The following is a 16784-nucleotide window of genomic DNA, read 5'->3' as shown; positions in this document are numbered from 1 at the left end:
GGGGCCGCTAAGCGGCCCCATCGATATCTGCTGCGAAGCTGATCACTCGGGGTCCAGTGCCCGCCCGGTCATTCCGCAAATTCCCCAGTCCCCACACCCTCGCCACGGCTTTCGTAGCATTTCAATGTGACCAATGAGTCAAAACGCTCATCTTCCCTGTATTCTATGCAGCAGCTGTTGCAGCATTTTGTTACCGGTGCGCAGGCGAGCCCTGGCTACAACCCCTGGCGGTGGCCGCTCCGGTATTTGGCGCCCTCAATTCATCGAGTGGTGGTCTTTGGCTGTTTTCATTGGGAAGCCAGAATGATTGGCATCAAAAGCATTGCGAGTTACGTGCCCACCGCTGGCCTGGACAACTACGTTCAGGGTGCGAAGTTCGGCAAGGACGAAGAGTTCATGTTCGGCAAGATCGGTGCGTCGTTCTTGCCGCGCAAGGCCGAAGAGCAAGAAACCTCCGACTTGTGCGTAGAGGCCGCCCAGGCACTGTTCGCCAGCAACCCCGACCTTGATCCGCAATCGATCGATGCGTTGATCGTGGTCACCCAGAACGGCGACGAAGAAGGCCTGCCGCACACCGCAGCCATCGTCCAGAGCAAACTTGGCCTGTCTACCCGCGTGGCGGCGTTCGACGTGTCGCTGGGCTGCTCCGGCTATGTGTATGGCCTGTATGCGATCAAAGGCTTCATGGAAGCGGCAGGCCTGAAGAACGGCCTGCTGATCACCGCCGACCCGTATTCGAAGATCGTCGACCCGGAAGATCGCAACACCACCATGCTGTTCGGCGACGCCGCCACCGCTACCTGGATGGGTGAAAACGCGGTGTGGAACCTGGGCCAGGCGCGTTTCGGCACTGATGGTTCCGGTGCCGAGCACCTGAAAGTCAGCGACGGCAAGTTCTTCATGAACGGCCGCCAGGTATTCAACTTCGCCCTGATCAAAGTGCCAGCGCACCTGCACGAGCTGCTGGACGCCAGCGGCCTGAAGTCGTCGGATATCGACGCCTTCTGCATCCACCAGGGCAGTGCGGCGATTGTCGACGCCGTGGCGCGACGCTTTGAAGAGCAACACCCGGAGAAGTTCGTCAAGGACATGCTGGAAACCGGCAATACGGTGTCCTCCAGTGTTCCGCTGCTGCTGCAGAAGCACATGCTCGATGGCAGCTGGAAGCGCGTGGCGATCAGTGGCTTTGGCGTGGGCCTGTCGTGGGGCTCGGCCATCCTGTACCGCGACTGATCCCAGTCAGCCCCTAAAAGCGCCCGGCGGCCACCGCCCGGCGCTTTTTTTCTGCCGAAAATAAACTTCTGCCTGACGCAGCCCGTCGTAGGAGCGGGTTCACCCGCGAAGAAGGCAGCTCGGTCTATGGCACCGGCTTCGCCGGTGTTCGCGGGTGAACCCGCTCCTACAGACGGGATGAGGCATTCAGCCCCAGTTCGGACAGTTTTTGACGCCAATAAACCGCCCTTAACCCCTTGATTTCTCAGGGCTGGCCCCATGCCAGTATTTTTTTTTTGAAAAAACCCTCAAGCAACCCGCGCACCCGACGATAACCATTACGAAGGTTCTCTAGGCCAATCCGGCGGTTGCCAAGGCCGGAAGCCGCAGTACCCATCCAACGAGGATTTCGTCATGGCTTTAACTGTAAACACCAACATTGCGTCGATCACCACCCAGGGCAACCTGACCAAGGCGAGCAACGCTCAGACCACTTCGATGCAGCGTCTGTCCTCGGGTCTGCGCATCAACAGCGCTAAAGACGACGCTGCCGGCCTGCAGATCGCCAACCGTCTGACCAGCCAGATCAATGGCCTGGGCCAGGCTGTGAAGAACGCCAACGACGGCATCTCGATCGCCCAGACCGCTGAAGGTGCAATGCAGGCCTCGACCGACATCCTGCAGAAAATGCGTACCCTGGCCCTGTCCTCGGCTACTGGCTCGCTGAGCGCCGACGACCGTAAGTCGAACAACGACGAATACCAGGCTCTGACCGCTGAGCTGAACCGTATTTCCACCACCACCACCTTCGGTGGCCAGAAACTGCTGGACGGTTCGTACGGCACCAAGGCCATCCAAGTCGGCGCCAACGCCAACGAAACCATCAACCTGTCGCTGGATAACGTTGCGGCTAGCAACATTGGTTCTCAGCAGATCAAGAGCACTGCGATCACCCCAAGCGCGACCGGCCTGACTGCTGGCAGCATGACAGTTACGGGTAACGGCGAGAGCAAGACTGTTACTTACGCCGCAGGTGCTTCGGCCAAGACCATCGCGGCTGACTTGAATGGTTCGATTGGTGGCTTGACCGCCACCGCTAGCACTGAAGTCAAGCTGGATGTTAGCGCCGCTACTCCTTCTAACTTCAAACTGGCTGTTGGCAGCAGCGGTACTGTCGACTTCGTTGGCGTAACTGATTTGGCAAGCCTGGCCGACCAGTTGAAATCCAACGCTGCCAAACTGGGTATCAGTGTTAACTATGATGAAGTGAACAAGAGCCTGAGTGTCAAATCGGACACTGGTGAAAACCTGAGCTTCTCTGGTGCTGACGCCAACGCTGTAACAAATATCATGATTGGTGCCAAAGACGGCTCTGGCAACTTTGCTACTCCCGCAGCCCTTGGCGCTGCTGCCATCGTGGTGAATGGCCAGATCTCTCTGGACTCGGCTAAAGGCTACTCGCTGAGCGACGCTGGTACCGGTGTAACCGCCCTGTTCGGTAGCGCCACTGTTTCGTCGGCCAAGACCACTATCGCTGAAACCAATGTCACCGATGCTACCAAGGCCCAGAACGCTCTGGCTGTTATCGACAAAGCGATCGGCTCCATCGACAGCGTCCGTTCGGGCCTGGGTGCTACCCAGAACCGTCTGCAAACCACCGTCGACAACCTGCAGAACATCCAGAAGAACTCCACCGCTGCCCGCTCCACCGTGCAGGACGTGGACTTTGCTTCGGAAACTGCCGAGCTGACCAAGCAGCAGACTCTGCAGCAGGCTTCGACTGCGATCCTGTCGCAGGCTAACCAGCTGCCATCGTCGGTCCTGAAACTGCTTCAGTAATTCAGGCGCTTGAGTGAAGGGTGAAAGGGTGCGTTTACGTGCCCTTTCACCCTTTTTGACATGAGGAGTTCGAAACATGGACATGAGTGTCAAGCTGAACCAGGTGTATCCAACCGTGTTACCCCAGGTGCCAGGAGCTGATCGCGAGCGGGACCCGGCTATGCCTGCCAGGGTGCAGGAAGCCGCTGCATCCGATAATCAGCCGCACTCGCGCGAGGACCTGGAAAAAGCGGTTGGCGAAATTCGTGATTTCGTCCAGTCGAGCCAGCGCCAGCTGGACTTTTCCATTGATGATTCCACGGGCCGGATTGTAGTCAAGGTGATTGCTACCCAGTCCGGTGAGGTAATCCGGCAACTTCCCTCGGAAGCTGCGCTGAAATTGGCGCAGAGCCTCAGTGAAGCCAGCAGCTTGCTGTTCGACGGTCAGGCATAGGCTGGCATGATTTTTGTTGCTGTCGACTATTTGATGGATTTATCCGCCAAGGATCCGGCAGCTACTGAACAAGGAGAGCAATGATGGCAGGTACAACAGTCAGCGGTATTGGCTCGGGCATCGATACCCAGGCGATCGTCGAATCCCTGGTGGCCGCGCAGAAGGCGCCGAAACAGGCGCAGATCAATACCCAAACGCTGAAGGCAACCACCACGTTGTCCTCTATCGGCAAGATCCAGGCCGCCCTCGATGCGTTTCGCGGCGCCTTGACCAATATGACCGATTCCAACAGCTTCGGTGGCCTGAGCCTGAAGTCTTCGGATGAAAAGGTCGCGACCGTCACCATGGGGACTGGGGCTGCGAATGGCACCTTCAAGCTGATCGTCGACAAGCTGGCGACTGCATCAAAAGTTTCGACCAAAGTGTATGCAGATGGCGCGGGATCGGTGGTCAATAGCGGCAGTACGCCAACTACGCTGACCATCCGTCAGGGCGGCAAGGACTTCGATCTCAGTGTTCCCGCCGGCGCCACATTGCAGCAGGTACGCGACAGCATCAATAGCCAGTTCGGCGTGGCGGGACTTAGTGCCAACGTGCTGACGGATGCCAATGGTTCTCGCCTGATCGTCACCTCGACCAAAATGGGTGAAGGCTCCGACATTACCCTTTCGGGCAATTCGGGCATCGATACTGATTATACCGTTGTCGATGAGCCGACGGACGCCGAGTACACCCTGGACGGCATTGCCATGAAGTCCAAGTCCAATGACATTACCGATGCTGTCAGTGGTCTCAATATTAAGCTGGTGGGTGTTTCACCGATCAACGCTACCAGTAGCGAGCCTACGGCGACCATCCTCTCCCTGACAACAAGTCCCACAACTTTGAAGTCGGGCCTCAAAGGTTTCATCGATACCTATAACGCATTGTTGACGGTGATGAACGCCGAAACCAAAGTGACCAAGAATGCTGATGGCACCATGACGGCTGCGGCGCTGACGGGTGATGCCACCATGCGCACGTTGATGACCTCCATTCGTGAGGAGCTCAATGCGGTAGCGGGTAACGGTACCTTGAAATCGCTCGCTGCCTTTGGTGTCACTTCGGCCCAGGATGGCGGTGCGCTTAGCCTGGACGACAAGAAGTGGGAAAAGGTTGCCTCCACCAACGCGGCAGACCTGACCAGTATTTTCAATGGTAAGGATGGCTTGCTGGCACGCCTGCAAAAAGTCACTGATCCATTCGCCAAGGCCGCAACCGGCACCCTTGCCGAGCGCTCCAAGGTCCTGAGCGAAAGCCTGACCAAGCTCAAAACCGAGCAGGATACTCTGGATGCCCGCATGGAAGCCCTGCAGAAGAGCCTGCAGGACAAGTACAACAACATGGATACCCTGGTCACCCAGCTGCGTCAGCAGCAGAACTCAGTGCTGAGCACCCTCAACGCACTGAACAAGGCGAACAGCGAAGATTAATCCGTGATCCTTGCATGAAGTCCGTGCAAGATGCCGGGCTTCATGTCATCGGTCGGTAAAGTTTTTCGCCACCTGCCCGATACAAGGAATATCTCCCCCTTAAGCCTGCCCGTCACGAGGTCGCAAGATGAATCCCATGAGAGCCCTTCGTCAGTACCAGAAGGTCAATTCCCATGCCCAGATTTCCGAAGCCACGCCCCATCGCCTGGTGCAGATGCTGATGGAAGGCGGCCTCGATCGCATGGCGCAGGCCAAGGGGGCGATGGCGCGTGGCGACATTGCGGAAAAGGGCCTGATGCTGGGCAAGGCGATCGACATCATCATTGGCTTGCGCGATGGCTTGTCGCCTGAAAAAAGCGAAAACCCGGAGTACGTCGAAAAGCTCGACGCCCTCTACGTCTACATGACCAATCGCCTGATGCAGGCCAATGTGGACAACGATGCCAGCATTATCGACGAAGTTGCACAGCTGCTGATTACCGTGAAAAGTGGCTGGGACGGCATTGCCGACGCCCAGCCTGCCAGCTGATGGCAAGGAGATTACCGTGACCGCACTGCAACGCCTCGATGACACCTGCGATGCCCTGATCGGGGCCTTGGGTGAACGTGACTGGGAGGCCATTGCCAAGCTGGATGTGGCGTGCCGCGCGTGCATCGACGAGGTGCTGGAAGCCCATGCGATGGATCAGGCGTTGCTGCGCGAGAAGCTGGAAGGGGTGCTGCAGGTCTACCGCAACCTGATCGATGTGACAACCGGTGAACGCCAGGCAATTGCCGAAGAGATGATGCAGATCAATCAAGCGAAAAATGCATCGAAGGTTTACCATCTCTTCAGTTAAGATGCGCACAACTTAACAAAAGGCGCCATAAATTTGACTGTTAGGGCCTTTTTGACTTTACTAGTGGCTGTTTTCGAATTTCAGACGTCCGAACACTGACCATTCAGTCGGAATGATGTCGAGCACGCCCCTGCAGGGCGCCGATATGACTAGGGAAGTTGCTATTGCATGTGGCGTGAAACCAAGATTCTGCTGATCGATGACGACAGCGCGCGCCGCCGCGACCTTGCGGTGGTGCTGAACTTCCTCGGCGAAGAAAACCTCGCATGTGCCAGCCATGACTGGCAGCAGGCGGTCGAGCCATTGTCCTCGAGCCGCGAAGTGCTGTGCGTGCTCATCGGCACCGTGAATGCTCCGGGCAATCTGCTTGGGCTGCTTAAGACAGTGGCTACCTGGGATGAGTTCCTTCCGGTTCTGCTTTTAGGTGAAATTTCTTCTGCCGAGCTGCCGGAAGACCTTCGCCGCCGGGTGCTGTCCAACCTGGAAATGCCACCAAGTTACAGCCAATTGCTGGACTCGCTGCACCGTGCCCAGGTCTACCGCGAAATGTATGACCAGGCGCGCGAGCGCGGTCGCCAGCGCGAGCCCAATCTGTTCCGTAGCCTGGTTGGCACCAGCCGTGCCATTCAGCACGTGCGGCAAATGATGCAGCAAGTGGCGGATACCGACGCCAGCGTGCTGATCCTGGGTGAGTCGGGCACCGGCAAGGAAGTGGTGGCGCGCAACCTGCACTACCATTCCAAGCGCCGTGAAGCGCCGTTCGTGCCGGTCAACTGTGGCGCGATCCCGGCCGAGCTGCTGGAGAGCGAACTGTTCGGCCACGAGAAGGGCGCCTTTACCGGGGCCATCACCAGCCGTGCCGGGCGTTTCGAGCTGGCCAACGGCGGTACCCTGTTCCTCGATGAAATCGGCGACATGCCGTTGCCGATGCAGGTCAAGCTGCTGCGTGTGCTGCAGGAGCGCACCTTCGAGCGCGTGGGTAGCAACAAGACCCAGAGCATCGACGTGCGCATCATCGCTGCGACGCACAAGAACCTCGAAACCATGATCGAGGACGGCACCTTCCGCGAAGACCTGTACTACCGCCTGAACGTGTTCCCTATCGAAATGGCGCCGTTGCGTGAGCGGGTGGAAGACATCCCGTTGCTGATGAACGAGCTGATTTCGCGCATGGAGCACGAGAAGCGCGGTTCCATTCGCTTCAATTCCGCCTCGATCATGTCGCTGTGTCGTCACGGCTGGCCGGGCAACGTGCGCGAGCTGGCCAACCTGGTCGAGCGCATGGCGATCATGCACCCGTACGGGGTCATTGGCGTGTCGGAACTGCCGAAGAAATTCCGCTATGTCGATGACGAAGACGAGCAGATGGTCGACAGCCTGCGCAGCGACCTGGAAGAGCGCGTGGCGATCAATGGCCACACACCCAATTTCAGCAACCACGCCATGCTGCCGCCCGAAGGCCTGGACCTCAAGGACTACCTGGGTAGCCTGGAGCAGGGGCTGATCCAGCAGGCGCTGGACGATGCCAACGGTATCGTTGCGCGCGCGGCTGAACGTTTGCGTATTCGCCGTACCACCCTGGTCGAGAAAATGCGCAAGTACGGCATGAGCCGCCAGGGTGGCGAGGAACAGGCCGAGGATTGACGCCTGGCGGTTGCCTGTGCCGGCTTCTTCGCGGGCACGCCCGCTCCCACAGGATCGATACACATCTTCAATTCGGTGATATCCCTGTGGGAGCGGGCGTGCCCGCGAAGAGGCAGGTACAAATCCCTATCTCCGGCACGGCTATTGCTACATCGCTGGCAACACACCGTTTTTATGACGGTCAGCCACGCGAGAGAGCACGATGCCCCAGGCCGCCCACGTATCCCGAGCCCCCGAACAGCAGGGGCAAACCCCGGTCGCGCAGGACAGCGGCCAGGGTATCGCGCAGGCCTTCGCCCTGTTCAATCAGGTGTCCAGCCAACTGAGCCAGTCCTACAGCCTGCTCGAAGCCCGGGTCAGTGAGCTCAAGGGGGAGCTGGCCGTGGTCAGCGCCCAGCGCATCGACGAACTGAGTGAAAAGGAACGCCTGGCCAACCGCCTGCAGAACCTGCTGGATTTGCTGCCCGGCGGGGTGATCGTGATTGATGGCCAGGGCCTTGTGCGCGAAGCCAACCCGGCTGCTTGCGAGTTGCTCGGCGAGCCTCTGATCGGTCAATTGTGGCGTCAGGTAATCGCCCGTAGCTTTGCCCCGCGCAAGGACGACGGCCACGAAGTCTCGCTGCGCGACGGTCGCCGCCTGTCGATCGCCACCCGCTCACTGGATGCCGAGCCTGGCCAATTGGTGCTGCTCAACGACCTGACTGAAACCCGTCGCCTCCAGGACCAGCTGGCTCGCCACGAGCGGCTGTCGTCGTTGGGGCGCATGGTTGCCTCGCTGGCCCACCAGATCCGCACGCCGCTGTCGGCAGCCATGCTGTATGCCGGCCACCTGGCCGACAACGAGCAAGCGCTGAGCGCGCAAACCCGTCAGCGCTTCGCCGCGACCTTGAAGGAGCGCCTGCACGAACTGGAACACCAGGTGCGCGACATGCTGGTGTTTGCCCGTGGCGAGTTGCCGCTGGGGGATCGGGTGACCCCGAAAGCGCTGTTCCAGGCCCTGCAGCAGGCGGCCCAGGCGCATGTGCAGGGGCACGCCGTGCGCTGGCAGTGCGACAGTCATCTGGGTGAGCTGCTGTGCAACCGCGACACCCTGGTCGGTGCCTTGCTCAACCTGATTGAAAATGCCCTGCAGGCCAGCGATGGCCCGGCACGGCTGAAGGTGCACCTGTACCGCCGCGAACGTAGCTTGCACCTGTGCGTCAGCGATGCCGGCAGTGGCATCGATGCAGGCTTGCTCGGCCGTTTGGGCGAGCCGTTCCTCACCACCAAGGCCACCGGCACCGGCTTGGGCCTGGCCGTGGTCAAGGCGGTGGTGCGTGCGCACCAGGGCACGATCAACCTGCGCTCGAAGGTCGGCCGTGGTACCTGCGTGCGGGTAGAGCTGCCATTGATCGACGGGCAATTGGCGGAGGGGGTGTAATGGCAATCAAGGTGCTGCTGGTCGAGGATGACCGCGTATTGCGCCAGGCGCTGGGCGATACCCTGGAAATCGGCGGTTTCGCCTACCAGGCCGTGGGCAGTGCCGAAGAGGCGCTGGAGGCCGTACTGGATGACGCGTTCAGCCTGGTGGTCAGTGACGTCAACATGCCCGGTATGGACGGGCACCAGTTGCTCAGCCAGCTGCGCCGCCAGCAGCCACAGTTGCCGGTACTGTTGATGACGGCGCACGCTGCCGTCGAGCGTGCGGTCGAGGCCATGCGCCAAGGCGCCGTCGACTACCTGGTCAAACCGTTCGAGCCCAAGGCGCTGCTCAGCCTCGTGGAGCGGCATGCCGCCGGGCGTGTGACCGGCGAAGAGGGGCCGGTGGCCTGCGAGCCGGCCAGCCGCCAATTGCTGGAACTGGCGGCCCGTGTGGCGCGCAGTGACTCGACCGTGCTGATTTCCGGCGAGTCCGGTACTGGCAAGGAAGTGCTGGCGCGCTACATTCACCAGCAGTCGCCGCGTGCGGCGCAGCCGTTCGTGGCGATCAACTGCGCGGCGATCCCCGACAACATGCTCGAGGCCACCCTGTTCGGCCACGAGAAGGGTGCCTTCACCGGTGCTATCGCGGCTCAGGCTGGCAAGTTCGAGCAGGCCGAAGGCGGCACCTTGCTGCTCGACGAAATCTCGGAAATGCCCATGGCCTTGCAGGCCAAGCTGCTGCGTGTGCTGCAGGAGCGCGAGGTGGAGCGGGTAGGCGGGCGCAAGCCGATCAGCCTGGACATTCGGGTGCTGGCCACCACCAACCGCGACCTGGCAGGCGAAGTGGCAGCCGGGCGCTTCCGCGAAGACCTGTACTACCGCCTGTCAGTGTTTCCGCTGGCCTGGCGCCCGCTGCGTGAGCGGCCGGGCGATATCCTGCAGCTGGCTGAGCGCTTGCTGGCGCGCCATGTGGCCAAGATGAAGCACGCCCCGGTGCGCCTCTCGCCAGCGGCGCGGGCCTGCCTGCAAGCCTATGCCTGGCCGGGCAACGTGCGCGAGCTGGACAACGCCCTGCAGCGGGCGTTGATTCTGCAGCAGGGTGGCGTGATCGAGGCGGCGGATTTTTGTCTGGCAGGCGCCATTCCATTGTCAGCTGGCACCGAGCCATCTCTCGAGGTGGTTGCTGATGCCGGCGGCCTGGGGGACGACATGCGTCGCCACGAGTACCAGATGATCATCGACACCCTGCGCGCCGAGCGCGGCCGCCGCAAAGAAGCGGCCGAACGCCTGGGGATCAGTCCGCGGACGTTACGCTACAAGCTGGCGCAGATGCGCGATGCCGGGTTTGACGTCGAGGCCAGCCTGTTCGGCTGACTGGCCAATCATCTGCAACTGGCGCGGACCTCCGTGGGAGCGGCCTTGCGTCGCGATAGGGCCGCAAAGCGGCCCCGGCGATCTTTGCGGCGGAGCTGAAGTCCTGGGGCCGCTTCGCGCCCCTATCGCGACGCAAGGCCGCTCCCACAGGAATTGTGTGAGCCCTGGGAAATGAGTCGCGAAGGCTGGCACCTTTGTTGCTTTAGGTAGGTCATTCGCCGCATGAGTGTCAAAAAAATGCGGCCGCAGGAGAGAGAAGGGTCATGAGCCAAGGTGTTGAATTCAATCGTCTGATGTTGGACATGCGGGCCATGCAGGCCGATGCCATGTCGCTGCCCAAGGTAACTGCCGCCCCCGAGCTGGCGCCAGGGCAAAGCACCTTCGCCGACATGCTCGGCCAGGCCATCGGCAAGGTGCATGAGACGCAGCAGGCCTCGACCCAACTGGCCAACGCGTTCGAAATCGGCAAAAGCGGCGTCGACCTGACTGACGTGATGATCGCTTCGCAAAAGGCCAGCGTGTCGATGCAAGCCATGACCCAGGTACGCAACAAGCTGGTCCAGGCGTACCAGGACATCATGCAGATGCCGGTTTGAGGACGGATGTAACCCATGGCTGAAGCAGTCGTCGAAAACGCCCCCGCCAAAGCTGGCTCGCCAGCGGCCAAGCCGCCGCTGTTTGGCATGGCGTTTCTGGAAAACATCTCGCAGATGCCCATGCTGCGCCAGATCGGCCTCATGGTCGGCCTGGCGGCCAGCGTGGCCATCGGCTTTGCCGTGGTGCTGTGGTCGCAACAACCCGATTACCGTCCGTTGTACGGCAGCCTGTCGGGCATGGACACCAAGCAGGTCATGGACACCCTGGCCGCTGCTGACATCCCCTATAACGTGGAGCCCAACTCGGGGGCCCTGCTGGTCAAGGCCGACGACCTCTCCCGTGCGCGCCTGAAACTGGCAGCCGCCGGCGTGGCGCCGAGCGACGGCAATGTCGGCTTCGAGCTGCTCGACAAGGAGCAGGGCCTGGGCACCAGCCAGTTCATGGAAGCCACCCGCTACCGCCGCAGCCTTGAAGGCGAACTGGCCCGTACCGTTTCCAGCCTCAACAACGTCAAAGCCGCGCGCGTGCACCTGGCCATCCCGAAAAGTTCAGTGTTCGTGCGTGATGAACGCAAGCCCAGCGCCTCGGTACTGGTCGAGCTGTACCCAGGCCGTGCACTGGAAGCCGGGCAGGTGATGGCCATCGTCAACCTGGTCGCCACCAGCGTGCCGGAACTGGACAAATCCCAGGTCACCGTCGTCGACCAGAAAGGCAACCTGCTGTCCGAACAGATTCAGGATTCGGCGCTGACCCAGGCCGGCAAGCAGTTCGACTACAGCCGCCGGGTGGAAGGCATGCTCACCCAGCGTGTGCACAACATTCTGCAGCCGGTGTTGGGCAACGACCGCTACAAGGCCGAAGTGTCCGCCGACCTCGACTTCAGCGCGGTCGAGTCCACCTCCGAACAGTTCAACCCCGACCAGCCGGCGTTGCGCAGCGAGCAGTCGGTCGACGAACAACGTGCCAGCAGCCAAGGCCCGCAAGGCGTGCCTGGCGCGCTGAGCAACCAGCCGCCAGGCGCCGCTTCGGCACCGCAGACCACTGGTGGCGCGGCTACCCCGGCTGCTGCCATTCAGCCTGGCCAACCGCTGGTGGATGCCAATGGTCAGCAGATCATGGACCCGGCCACCGGTCAGCCGATGCTCGCGCCGTACCCGTCAGACAAACGTCAGCAAAGCACCAAGAACTTCGAGCTGGACCGTTCCATCAGCCACACCCGCCAGCAGCAGGGGCGCATGACCCGCCTGTCGGTAGCGGTGGTGGTGGACGACCAGGTCAAGATCGACCCGGCCACTGGCGATACCACGCGGGCGCCATGGGGTGCCGAAGACCTGGCGCGCTTTACCCGCCTGGTGCAGGACGCAGTCGGCTTCGATGCCAGCCGTGGCGACAGCGTGACGGTGATCAACGTGCCGTTCGCCGCCGACCGTGGCGAGGAAATCGCCGATATCGCCTTCTACCAGCAGCCGTGGTTCTGGGATATCGTCAAACAGGTGCTGGGCGTGGTGTTCATCCTGGTGCTGGTGTTCGGCGTGCTGCGGCCAGTGCTGAACAACATTACCGGGGGCGGCAAGCAGGCTGCCCCGGACAGCGACATGGAGCTGGGCGGCATGATGGGTCTGGATGGCGAACTGGCCAACGACCGCGTCAGCCTGGGTGGCCCGACAAGCATTCTGCTGCCTAGCCCGAGCGAGGGTTACGAGGCACAGCTCAACGCAATCAAAGGCCTGGTGGCCGAAGACCCGGGCCGTGTGGCCCAGGTCGTGAAAGACTGGATCAACGCCGATGAGTGATAACCGAGCCGTTACCGCCAAGCTGAGCCGCGTCGACAAGGCGGCGATCCTCCTGCTCTCGCTGGGCGAGACCGATGCGGCCCAGGTGCTGCGGCACATGGGCCCGAAGGAAGTGCAGCGGGTGGGTGTGGCCATGGCGCAGATGGGCAATGTGCACCGTGACCAGGTTGAACAGGTGATGAGCGAGTTCGTCGACATCGTCGGCGACCAGACCAGCCTGGGCGTCGGTTCTGATGCGTACATCCGCAAGATGCTCAACCAGGCCCTGGGCGAGGACAAGGCCAACGGCCTGGTCGACCGCATCCTGCTCGGCGGCAATACCAGTGGCCTGGACAGCCTCAAGTGGATGGAACCGCGTGCCGTGGCCGACGTGATCCGCTACGAGCACCCACAGATCCAGGCCATCGTGGTCGCCTACCTCGACCCGGACCAGGCCGGTGAAGTGCTGAGCAACTTCGACCACAAGGTGCGCCTGGACATCGTCCTGCGCGTGTCATCGCTGAACACCGTGCAACCCGCGGCGCTGAAGGAGCTGAACCAGATTCTCGAGAAGCAGTTCTCGGGCAACTCCAACGCCGCGCGTACCACCCTGGGTGGCATCAAGCGGGCGGCCGACATCATGAACTTCCTCGACAGCTCGGTGGAAGGCGCACTGATGGACGCGATCCGCGAAATCGACAGCGACCTGTCGGAGCAGATCGAAGACCTGATGTTCGTCTTCAACAACCTGGCCGACGTCGACGACCGGGGCATCCAGGCGCTGTTGCGCGAAGTGTCCTCCGACGTGTTGGTGGTGTCGCTCAAGGGCGCCGACGAGCGGGTCAAGGACAAGATCTTCAAGAACATGTCCAAACGTGCTTCGGAGTTGCTGCGCGACGATCTGGAGGCCAAAGGGCCGGTACGGGTCAGCGACGTGGAAACCGCGCAGAAAGAAATCCTCACCATTGCCCGGCGTATGGCCGAGGCCGGCGAGATCGTGCTTGGCGGCAAGGGCGCCGAGGAAATGATCTAAGGTATTCGCGATCCCATGGCCGACGCCGCCTTTTGTAGGCGCGGGTTTACCCGCGAAGGCGTCGGCCCTGGCAATCGAGGTTGTCGCTGCCGACGCATTCGCGGGTGAACCCGCTCCTACAAGGGACCGTGTCGGCCGAACATGGTTTGAGAACATGACAGCATGCCCACCAAAGAACACCACCCCAGCGACCTGATCCGCGCCCGCGACCTCGAGGGCGTGGACGTGTGGACGCTGCCCAGCTTCGACCCGGAACCGGAGCCTGCGCCCGAGCCAGAGCCGGAACCCGAGGTCATCGAGGAAGTCGAGGAAGTGCCGCTGGAAGAAGTCCAGCCACTGACCCTGGAAGAGCTCGAAGCCATCCGTCAGGAGGCCTACAACGAGGGCTTCGCCACCGGGGAGCGCGAGGGCTTCCACAGCACTCAGCTCAAAGTCCGCCAGGAGGCCGAAGAGGCCCTGAAGGCCAAGCTGGAAAGCCTCGAGCGGCTGATGGCCAACCTGATGGAGCCGATCGCCGAGCAGGACACGCAGATCGAGAAAAGCCTGGTGCACCTGATCGCGCACATGAGCCGTCAGGTGATTGGCCGCGAGCTGCGCAACGATTCCAGCCAGATCACTCAGGTGCTGCGCGAAGCGCTCAAGCTGCTGCCCATGGGCGCGGACAATATCCGCATCCACCTCAACCCGCAGGATTTCGAGCTGGCCAAGGCCCTGCGCGAACGCCATGAGGAGAACTGGCGGCTGCTGGAAGACAGCGCGCTGCTACCGGGTGGTTGCCGCATCGAGACGGCCCACAGCCGTATCGATGCCACCATGGAAACGCGTATCGAAAAAGCGGTGGCGCAGCTGTTCGACCAGTTGCACGACCATTCCCTGCACCCGGCGGCGCCAGACATGACGATAGACCTGGACGCGCCGGCCGAGCGTGCCGTGGACAGCCCAGATGCACCTTGAACGCACCAGTTTCGGCAAGCGCCTCGGCTCTTACGCTGAGGCCATCGAGCTGCCTGCCCAGCCCATCGTCGAAGGCCGCTTGCTGCGTATGGTTGGCCTCACCCTGGAAGCCGAAGGCCTGCGCGCAGCAGTGGGCAGCCGCTGCCTGGTGATCAACGATGACAGTTATCACCCGGTGCAGGTCGAGGCCGAAGTCATGGGCTTTGCCGGGCCCAAGGTGTTTCTGATGCCGGTGGGCAGCATCGTCGGGATTGCCCCGGGGGCCCGGGTCGTGCCGCTGGATGACGGCGGCCGCCTGCCCATGGGCATGAGCATGCTGGGCCGGGTGCTCGACGGCGCCGGCCGTGCGCTGGATGGCAAGGGCGGGATGAAGGCCGAGGACTGGGTGCCGATGGACGGCCCGGTGATCAACCCGCTCAACCGCGACCCTATCAGCAAGCCGTTGGATGTGGGCATTCGCAGTATCAACGGCCTGCTTACCGTCGGCCGTGGTCAGCGGCTGGGCCTGTTTGCCGGTACCGGGGTGGGTAAATCGGTGCTGCTGGGCATGATGACCCGCTTCACCGAAGCCGAAATCATCGTGGTCGGCCTGATCGGTGAGCGGGGGCGCGAGGTGAAGGAGTTCATCGAGCACATCCTCGGTGAAGAGGGCCTCAAGCGCTCGGTGGTGGTGGCTTCGCCGGCCGACGATGCCCCGCTGATGCGCCTGCGCGCCGCCATGTATTGCACACGCATTGCCGAGTACTTCCGCGACAAAGGCAAGAATGTGCTGTTGCTGATGGACTCGTTGACCCGTTTCGCCCAGGCCCAGCGGGAAATTGCCCTGGCCATCGGCGAGCCACCGGCCACCCGGGGTTACCCGCCATCGGTGTTCGCCAAGCTGCCCAAGCTGGTGGAGCGGGCAGGCAATGGCGAGCCTGGCGGTGGTTCGATCACTGCGTTCTATACTGTGCTGTCTGAAGGCGACGATCAGCAAGACCCGATCGCCGACTCGGCGCGGGGCGTGCTTGACGGCCACTTTGTGCTGTCGCGTCGGCTGGCTGAGGAGGGCCATTACCCGGCCATCGACATCGAAGCGTCGATCAGCCGGGTCATGCCCCAAGTGGTCGATGCCGACCACTTGCGCCAGGCGCAGAAGTTCAAGCAACTGTGGTCGCGCCTGTCGCAAAGCCGCGACCTGATCAGCGTGGGGGCTTACGTGGCCGGCGGTGATCCGGAGACCGACCTGGCCATTGCCTTGCAATCGAAGCTGGTTGAGTTCCTGCGCCAAGGCCTGCGCGAGAATGTGGGCATGGCGCAGAGCCGCGAACAGCTGGGGGCAATTTTCACGCCCCCGGCAGGTTGATAAGCCATGGCGCTGCCCGGACGTGCCGCGCGCCTGGCGCCGGTGGTGGACATGGCCGAAGAAGCCGAGCGCAAGGCGGCTCAGCGCCTTGGTCATTTCCAGCAGCAGGTGGCCACGGCCCAAGCCAAGCTGGCCGAGCTGGAGCGCTTTCGCGAGGATTACCAGCTGCAGTGGATCAACCGCGGCGGGCAAGGGGTCAATGGCAGCTGGCTGGTCAATTATCAGCGTTTTCTGGGGCAGCTGGAAACGGCCATGACCCAGCAGCGGCAAAGCCTGGTCTGGCACCAGAACAACCTCAATAACGCCCGGGGTACCTGGCAGCAGGCCTATGCCCGGGTGGAAGGTTTGCGCAAGCTGGTACAGCGCTACCAGGACGAGGCCCGGCGCGCTGAAGACAAGCGTGAGCAGCGCTTGCTGGATGAGCTGTCGCAGCGCCTACCGCGGCAAAACCATCTATAGGTGTTCGCCGCAGGCCTTGCAGCGGAATAATTGGCCCGAAACAAATGCGAGGTCTTGCCCGCGAATGCGGTGGCGGCTGCGACGGTGTATGACCGGGTATGTTGGCTGGCAGGTCCGGCCTATTCGCGGGTGAACCCGCTCCTACCACGGTATTGGGCGATACCACCGATTGATGTAGGAGCGGGTTTACCCGCGAAGAGGCCGTACAGGCCATCAAAGCCACGAGCCTGCATCCGCTTGCCACCCCCACCATCGCCTGCTAAACCTTAGAGCAGTTGCATCCGCCATCATCGAAGGAATCGCTAGCATGGCAGTCGAGACTGATTTTTCGCAGGACGGGAAAAAGCTGACCATCAAGATCAAGGGGCGCTTCGATTTCGGCAAGCATCAGGAGTTTCGCGACGCCTACG

General features: G+C 61.8%; 15 protein-coding genes and 1 pseudogene. All 16 read left to right on the top strand.

All coding sequences use genetic code 11. The features are described 5' to 3' along the window. Nucleotides 1-303: 303 nt before the first annotated feature. A complete protein-coding gene (locus BJQ17_RS27800; protein ID WP_003254453.1) occupies nucleotides 304-1233 on the top strand; it encodes a ketoacyl-ACP synthase III in 930 nt (309 codons plus the stop codon). Nucleotides 1234-1626: 393 nt separating this feature from the next. Next, on the top strand, nucleotides 1627-3051 hold the full coding sequence (locus tag BJQ17_RS27795; protein ID WP_070096907.1) for a flagellin: 1425 nt from the start codon (nucleotides 1627-1629) through the stop codon (nucleotides 3049-3051). 76 nt (nucleotides 3052-3127) lie between these two features. Next, on the top strand, nucleotides 3128-3484 hold the full coding sequence (locus tag BJQ17_RS27790; RefSeq protein ID WP_070096906.1) for a flagellar protein FlaG: 357 nt from the start codon (nucleotides 3128-3130) through the stop codon (nucleotides 3482-3484). Nucleotides 3485-3567: 83 nt separating this feature from the next. After that, a complete protein-coding gene (gene fliD, locus BJQ17_RS27785) occupies nucleotides 3568-4956 on the top strand; it encodes a flagellar filament capping protein FliD (RefSeq protein WP_060538978.1) in 1389 nt (462 codons plus the stop codon). 127 nt (nucleotides 4957-5083) lie between these two features. Next, nucleotides 5084-5485, top strand: a complete 402-nt coding sequence (gene fliS / locus BJQ17_RS27780) for a flagellar export chaperone FliS (RefSeq protein ID WP_019438376.1) — start codon at nucleotides 5084-5086, stop codon at nucleotides 5483-5485. A 16-nt stretch (nucleotides 5486-5501) separates the two neighbouring features. After that, nucleotides 5502-5795, top strand: coding sequence for a flagellar protein FliT (locus BJQ17_RS27775; RefSeq protein WP_070096905.1), 294 nt, complete (start codon nucleotides 5502-5504; stop codon nucleotides 5793-5795). A gap of 168 nt (nucleotides 5796-5963) precedes the next feature. After that, nucleotides 5964-7439, top strand: coding sequence for a transcriptional regulator FleQ (fleQ, locus tag BJQ17_RS27770; RefSeq protein ID WP_003254443.1), 1476 nt, complete (start codon nucleotides 5964-5966; stop codon nucleotides 7437-7439). A gap of 202 nt (nucleotides 7440-7641) precedes the next feature. Next, nucleotides 7642-8859, top strand: a complete 1218-nt coding sequence (locus tag BJQ17_RS27765; RefSeq protein WP_004575775.1) for a PAS domain-containing sensor histidine kinase — start codon at nucleotides 7642-7644, stop codon at nucleotides 8857-8859. Beyond that, a complete protein-coding gene (locus BJQ17_RS27760; protein WP_003254440.1) occupies nucleotides 8859-10214 on the top strand; it encodes a sigma-54 dependent transcriptional regulator in 1356 nt (451 codons plus the stop codon). Before BJQ17_RS27765 ends, BJQ17_RS27760 begins: the two co-directional genes overlap by 1 nt. 263 nt (nucleotides 10215-10477) lie before the next feature. Then, the gene (gene fliE, locus BJQ17_RS27755) at nucleotides 10478-10810 is read left to right on the top strand and encodes a flagellar hook-basal body complex protein FliE (protein ID WP_003254438.1); all 333 of its coding nucleotides are present in this window, start codon (nucleotides 10478-10480) and stop codon (nucleotides 10808-10810) included. 15 nt (nucleotides 10811-10825) lie between these two features. Continuing rightward, on the top strand, nucleotides 10826-12604 hold the full coding sequence (fliF, locus tag BJQ17_RS27750) for a flagellar basal-body MS-ring/collar protein FliF (RefSeq protein ID WP_004577671.1): 1779 nt from the start codon (nucleotides 10826-10828) through the stop codon (nucleotides 12602-12604). Further along, nucleotides 12597-13616 carry a flagellar motor switch protein FliG gene (fliG, locus tag BJQ17_RS27745; RefSeq protein ID WP_003254434.1) on the top strand — a complete coding sequence of 340 codons (1020 nt, stop codon included), beginning with the start codon at nucleotides 12597-12599 and terminating at the stop codon, nucleotides 13614-13616. Before fliF ends, fliG begins: the two co-directional genes overlap by 8 nt. A 162-nt stretch (nucleotides 13617-13778) precedes the next feature. Beyond that, complete coding sequence (gene fliH / locus BJQ17_RS27740) at nucleotides 13779-14570, top strand: flagellar assembly protein FliH (protein ID WP_070096904.1); 792 nt, start codon at nucleotides 13779-13781, stop codon at nucleotides 14568-14570. Continuing rightward, nucleotides 14560-15915 (top strand): flagellar protein export ATPase FliI, encoded by a 1356-nt coding sequence (fliI, locus tag BJQ17_RS27735; RefSeq protein WP_054889680.1) that lies wholly within the window; start codon nucleotides 14560-14562, stop codon nucleotides 15913-15915. Before fliH ends, fliI begins: the two co-directional genes overlap by 11 nt. Nucleotides 15916-15921: 6 nt before the next feature. Continuing rightward, the gene (fliJ, locus tag BJQ17_RS27730) at nucleotides 15922-16374 is read left to right on the top strand and encodes a flagellar export protein FliJ (RefSeq protein ID WP_003254427.1); all 453 of its coding nucleotides are present in this window, start codon (nucleotides 15922-15924) and stop codon (nucleotides 16372-16374) included. A 307-nt stretch (nucleotides 16375-16681) separates the two neighbouring features. Then, nucleotides 16682-16784, top strand: a pseudogene (locus tag BJQ17_RS27725) (anti-anti-sigma factor); the annotation flags it as partial.

The organism is Pseudomonas sp. NBRC 111139 (genome assembly GCF_001753955.1).
Classification (GTDB): Bacteria; Pseudomonadota; Gammaproteobacteria; order Pseudomonadales; family Pseudomonadaceae; genus Aquipseudomonas; species Aquipseudomonas alloputida.
The sequence above is the reverse complement of the archived record's forward strand: the minus strand, read 5'-3'. Positions and strand labels throughout refer to the sequence as shown.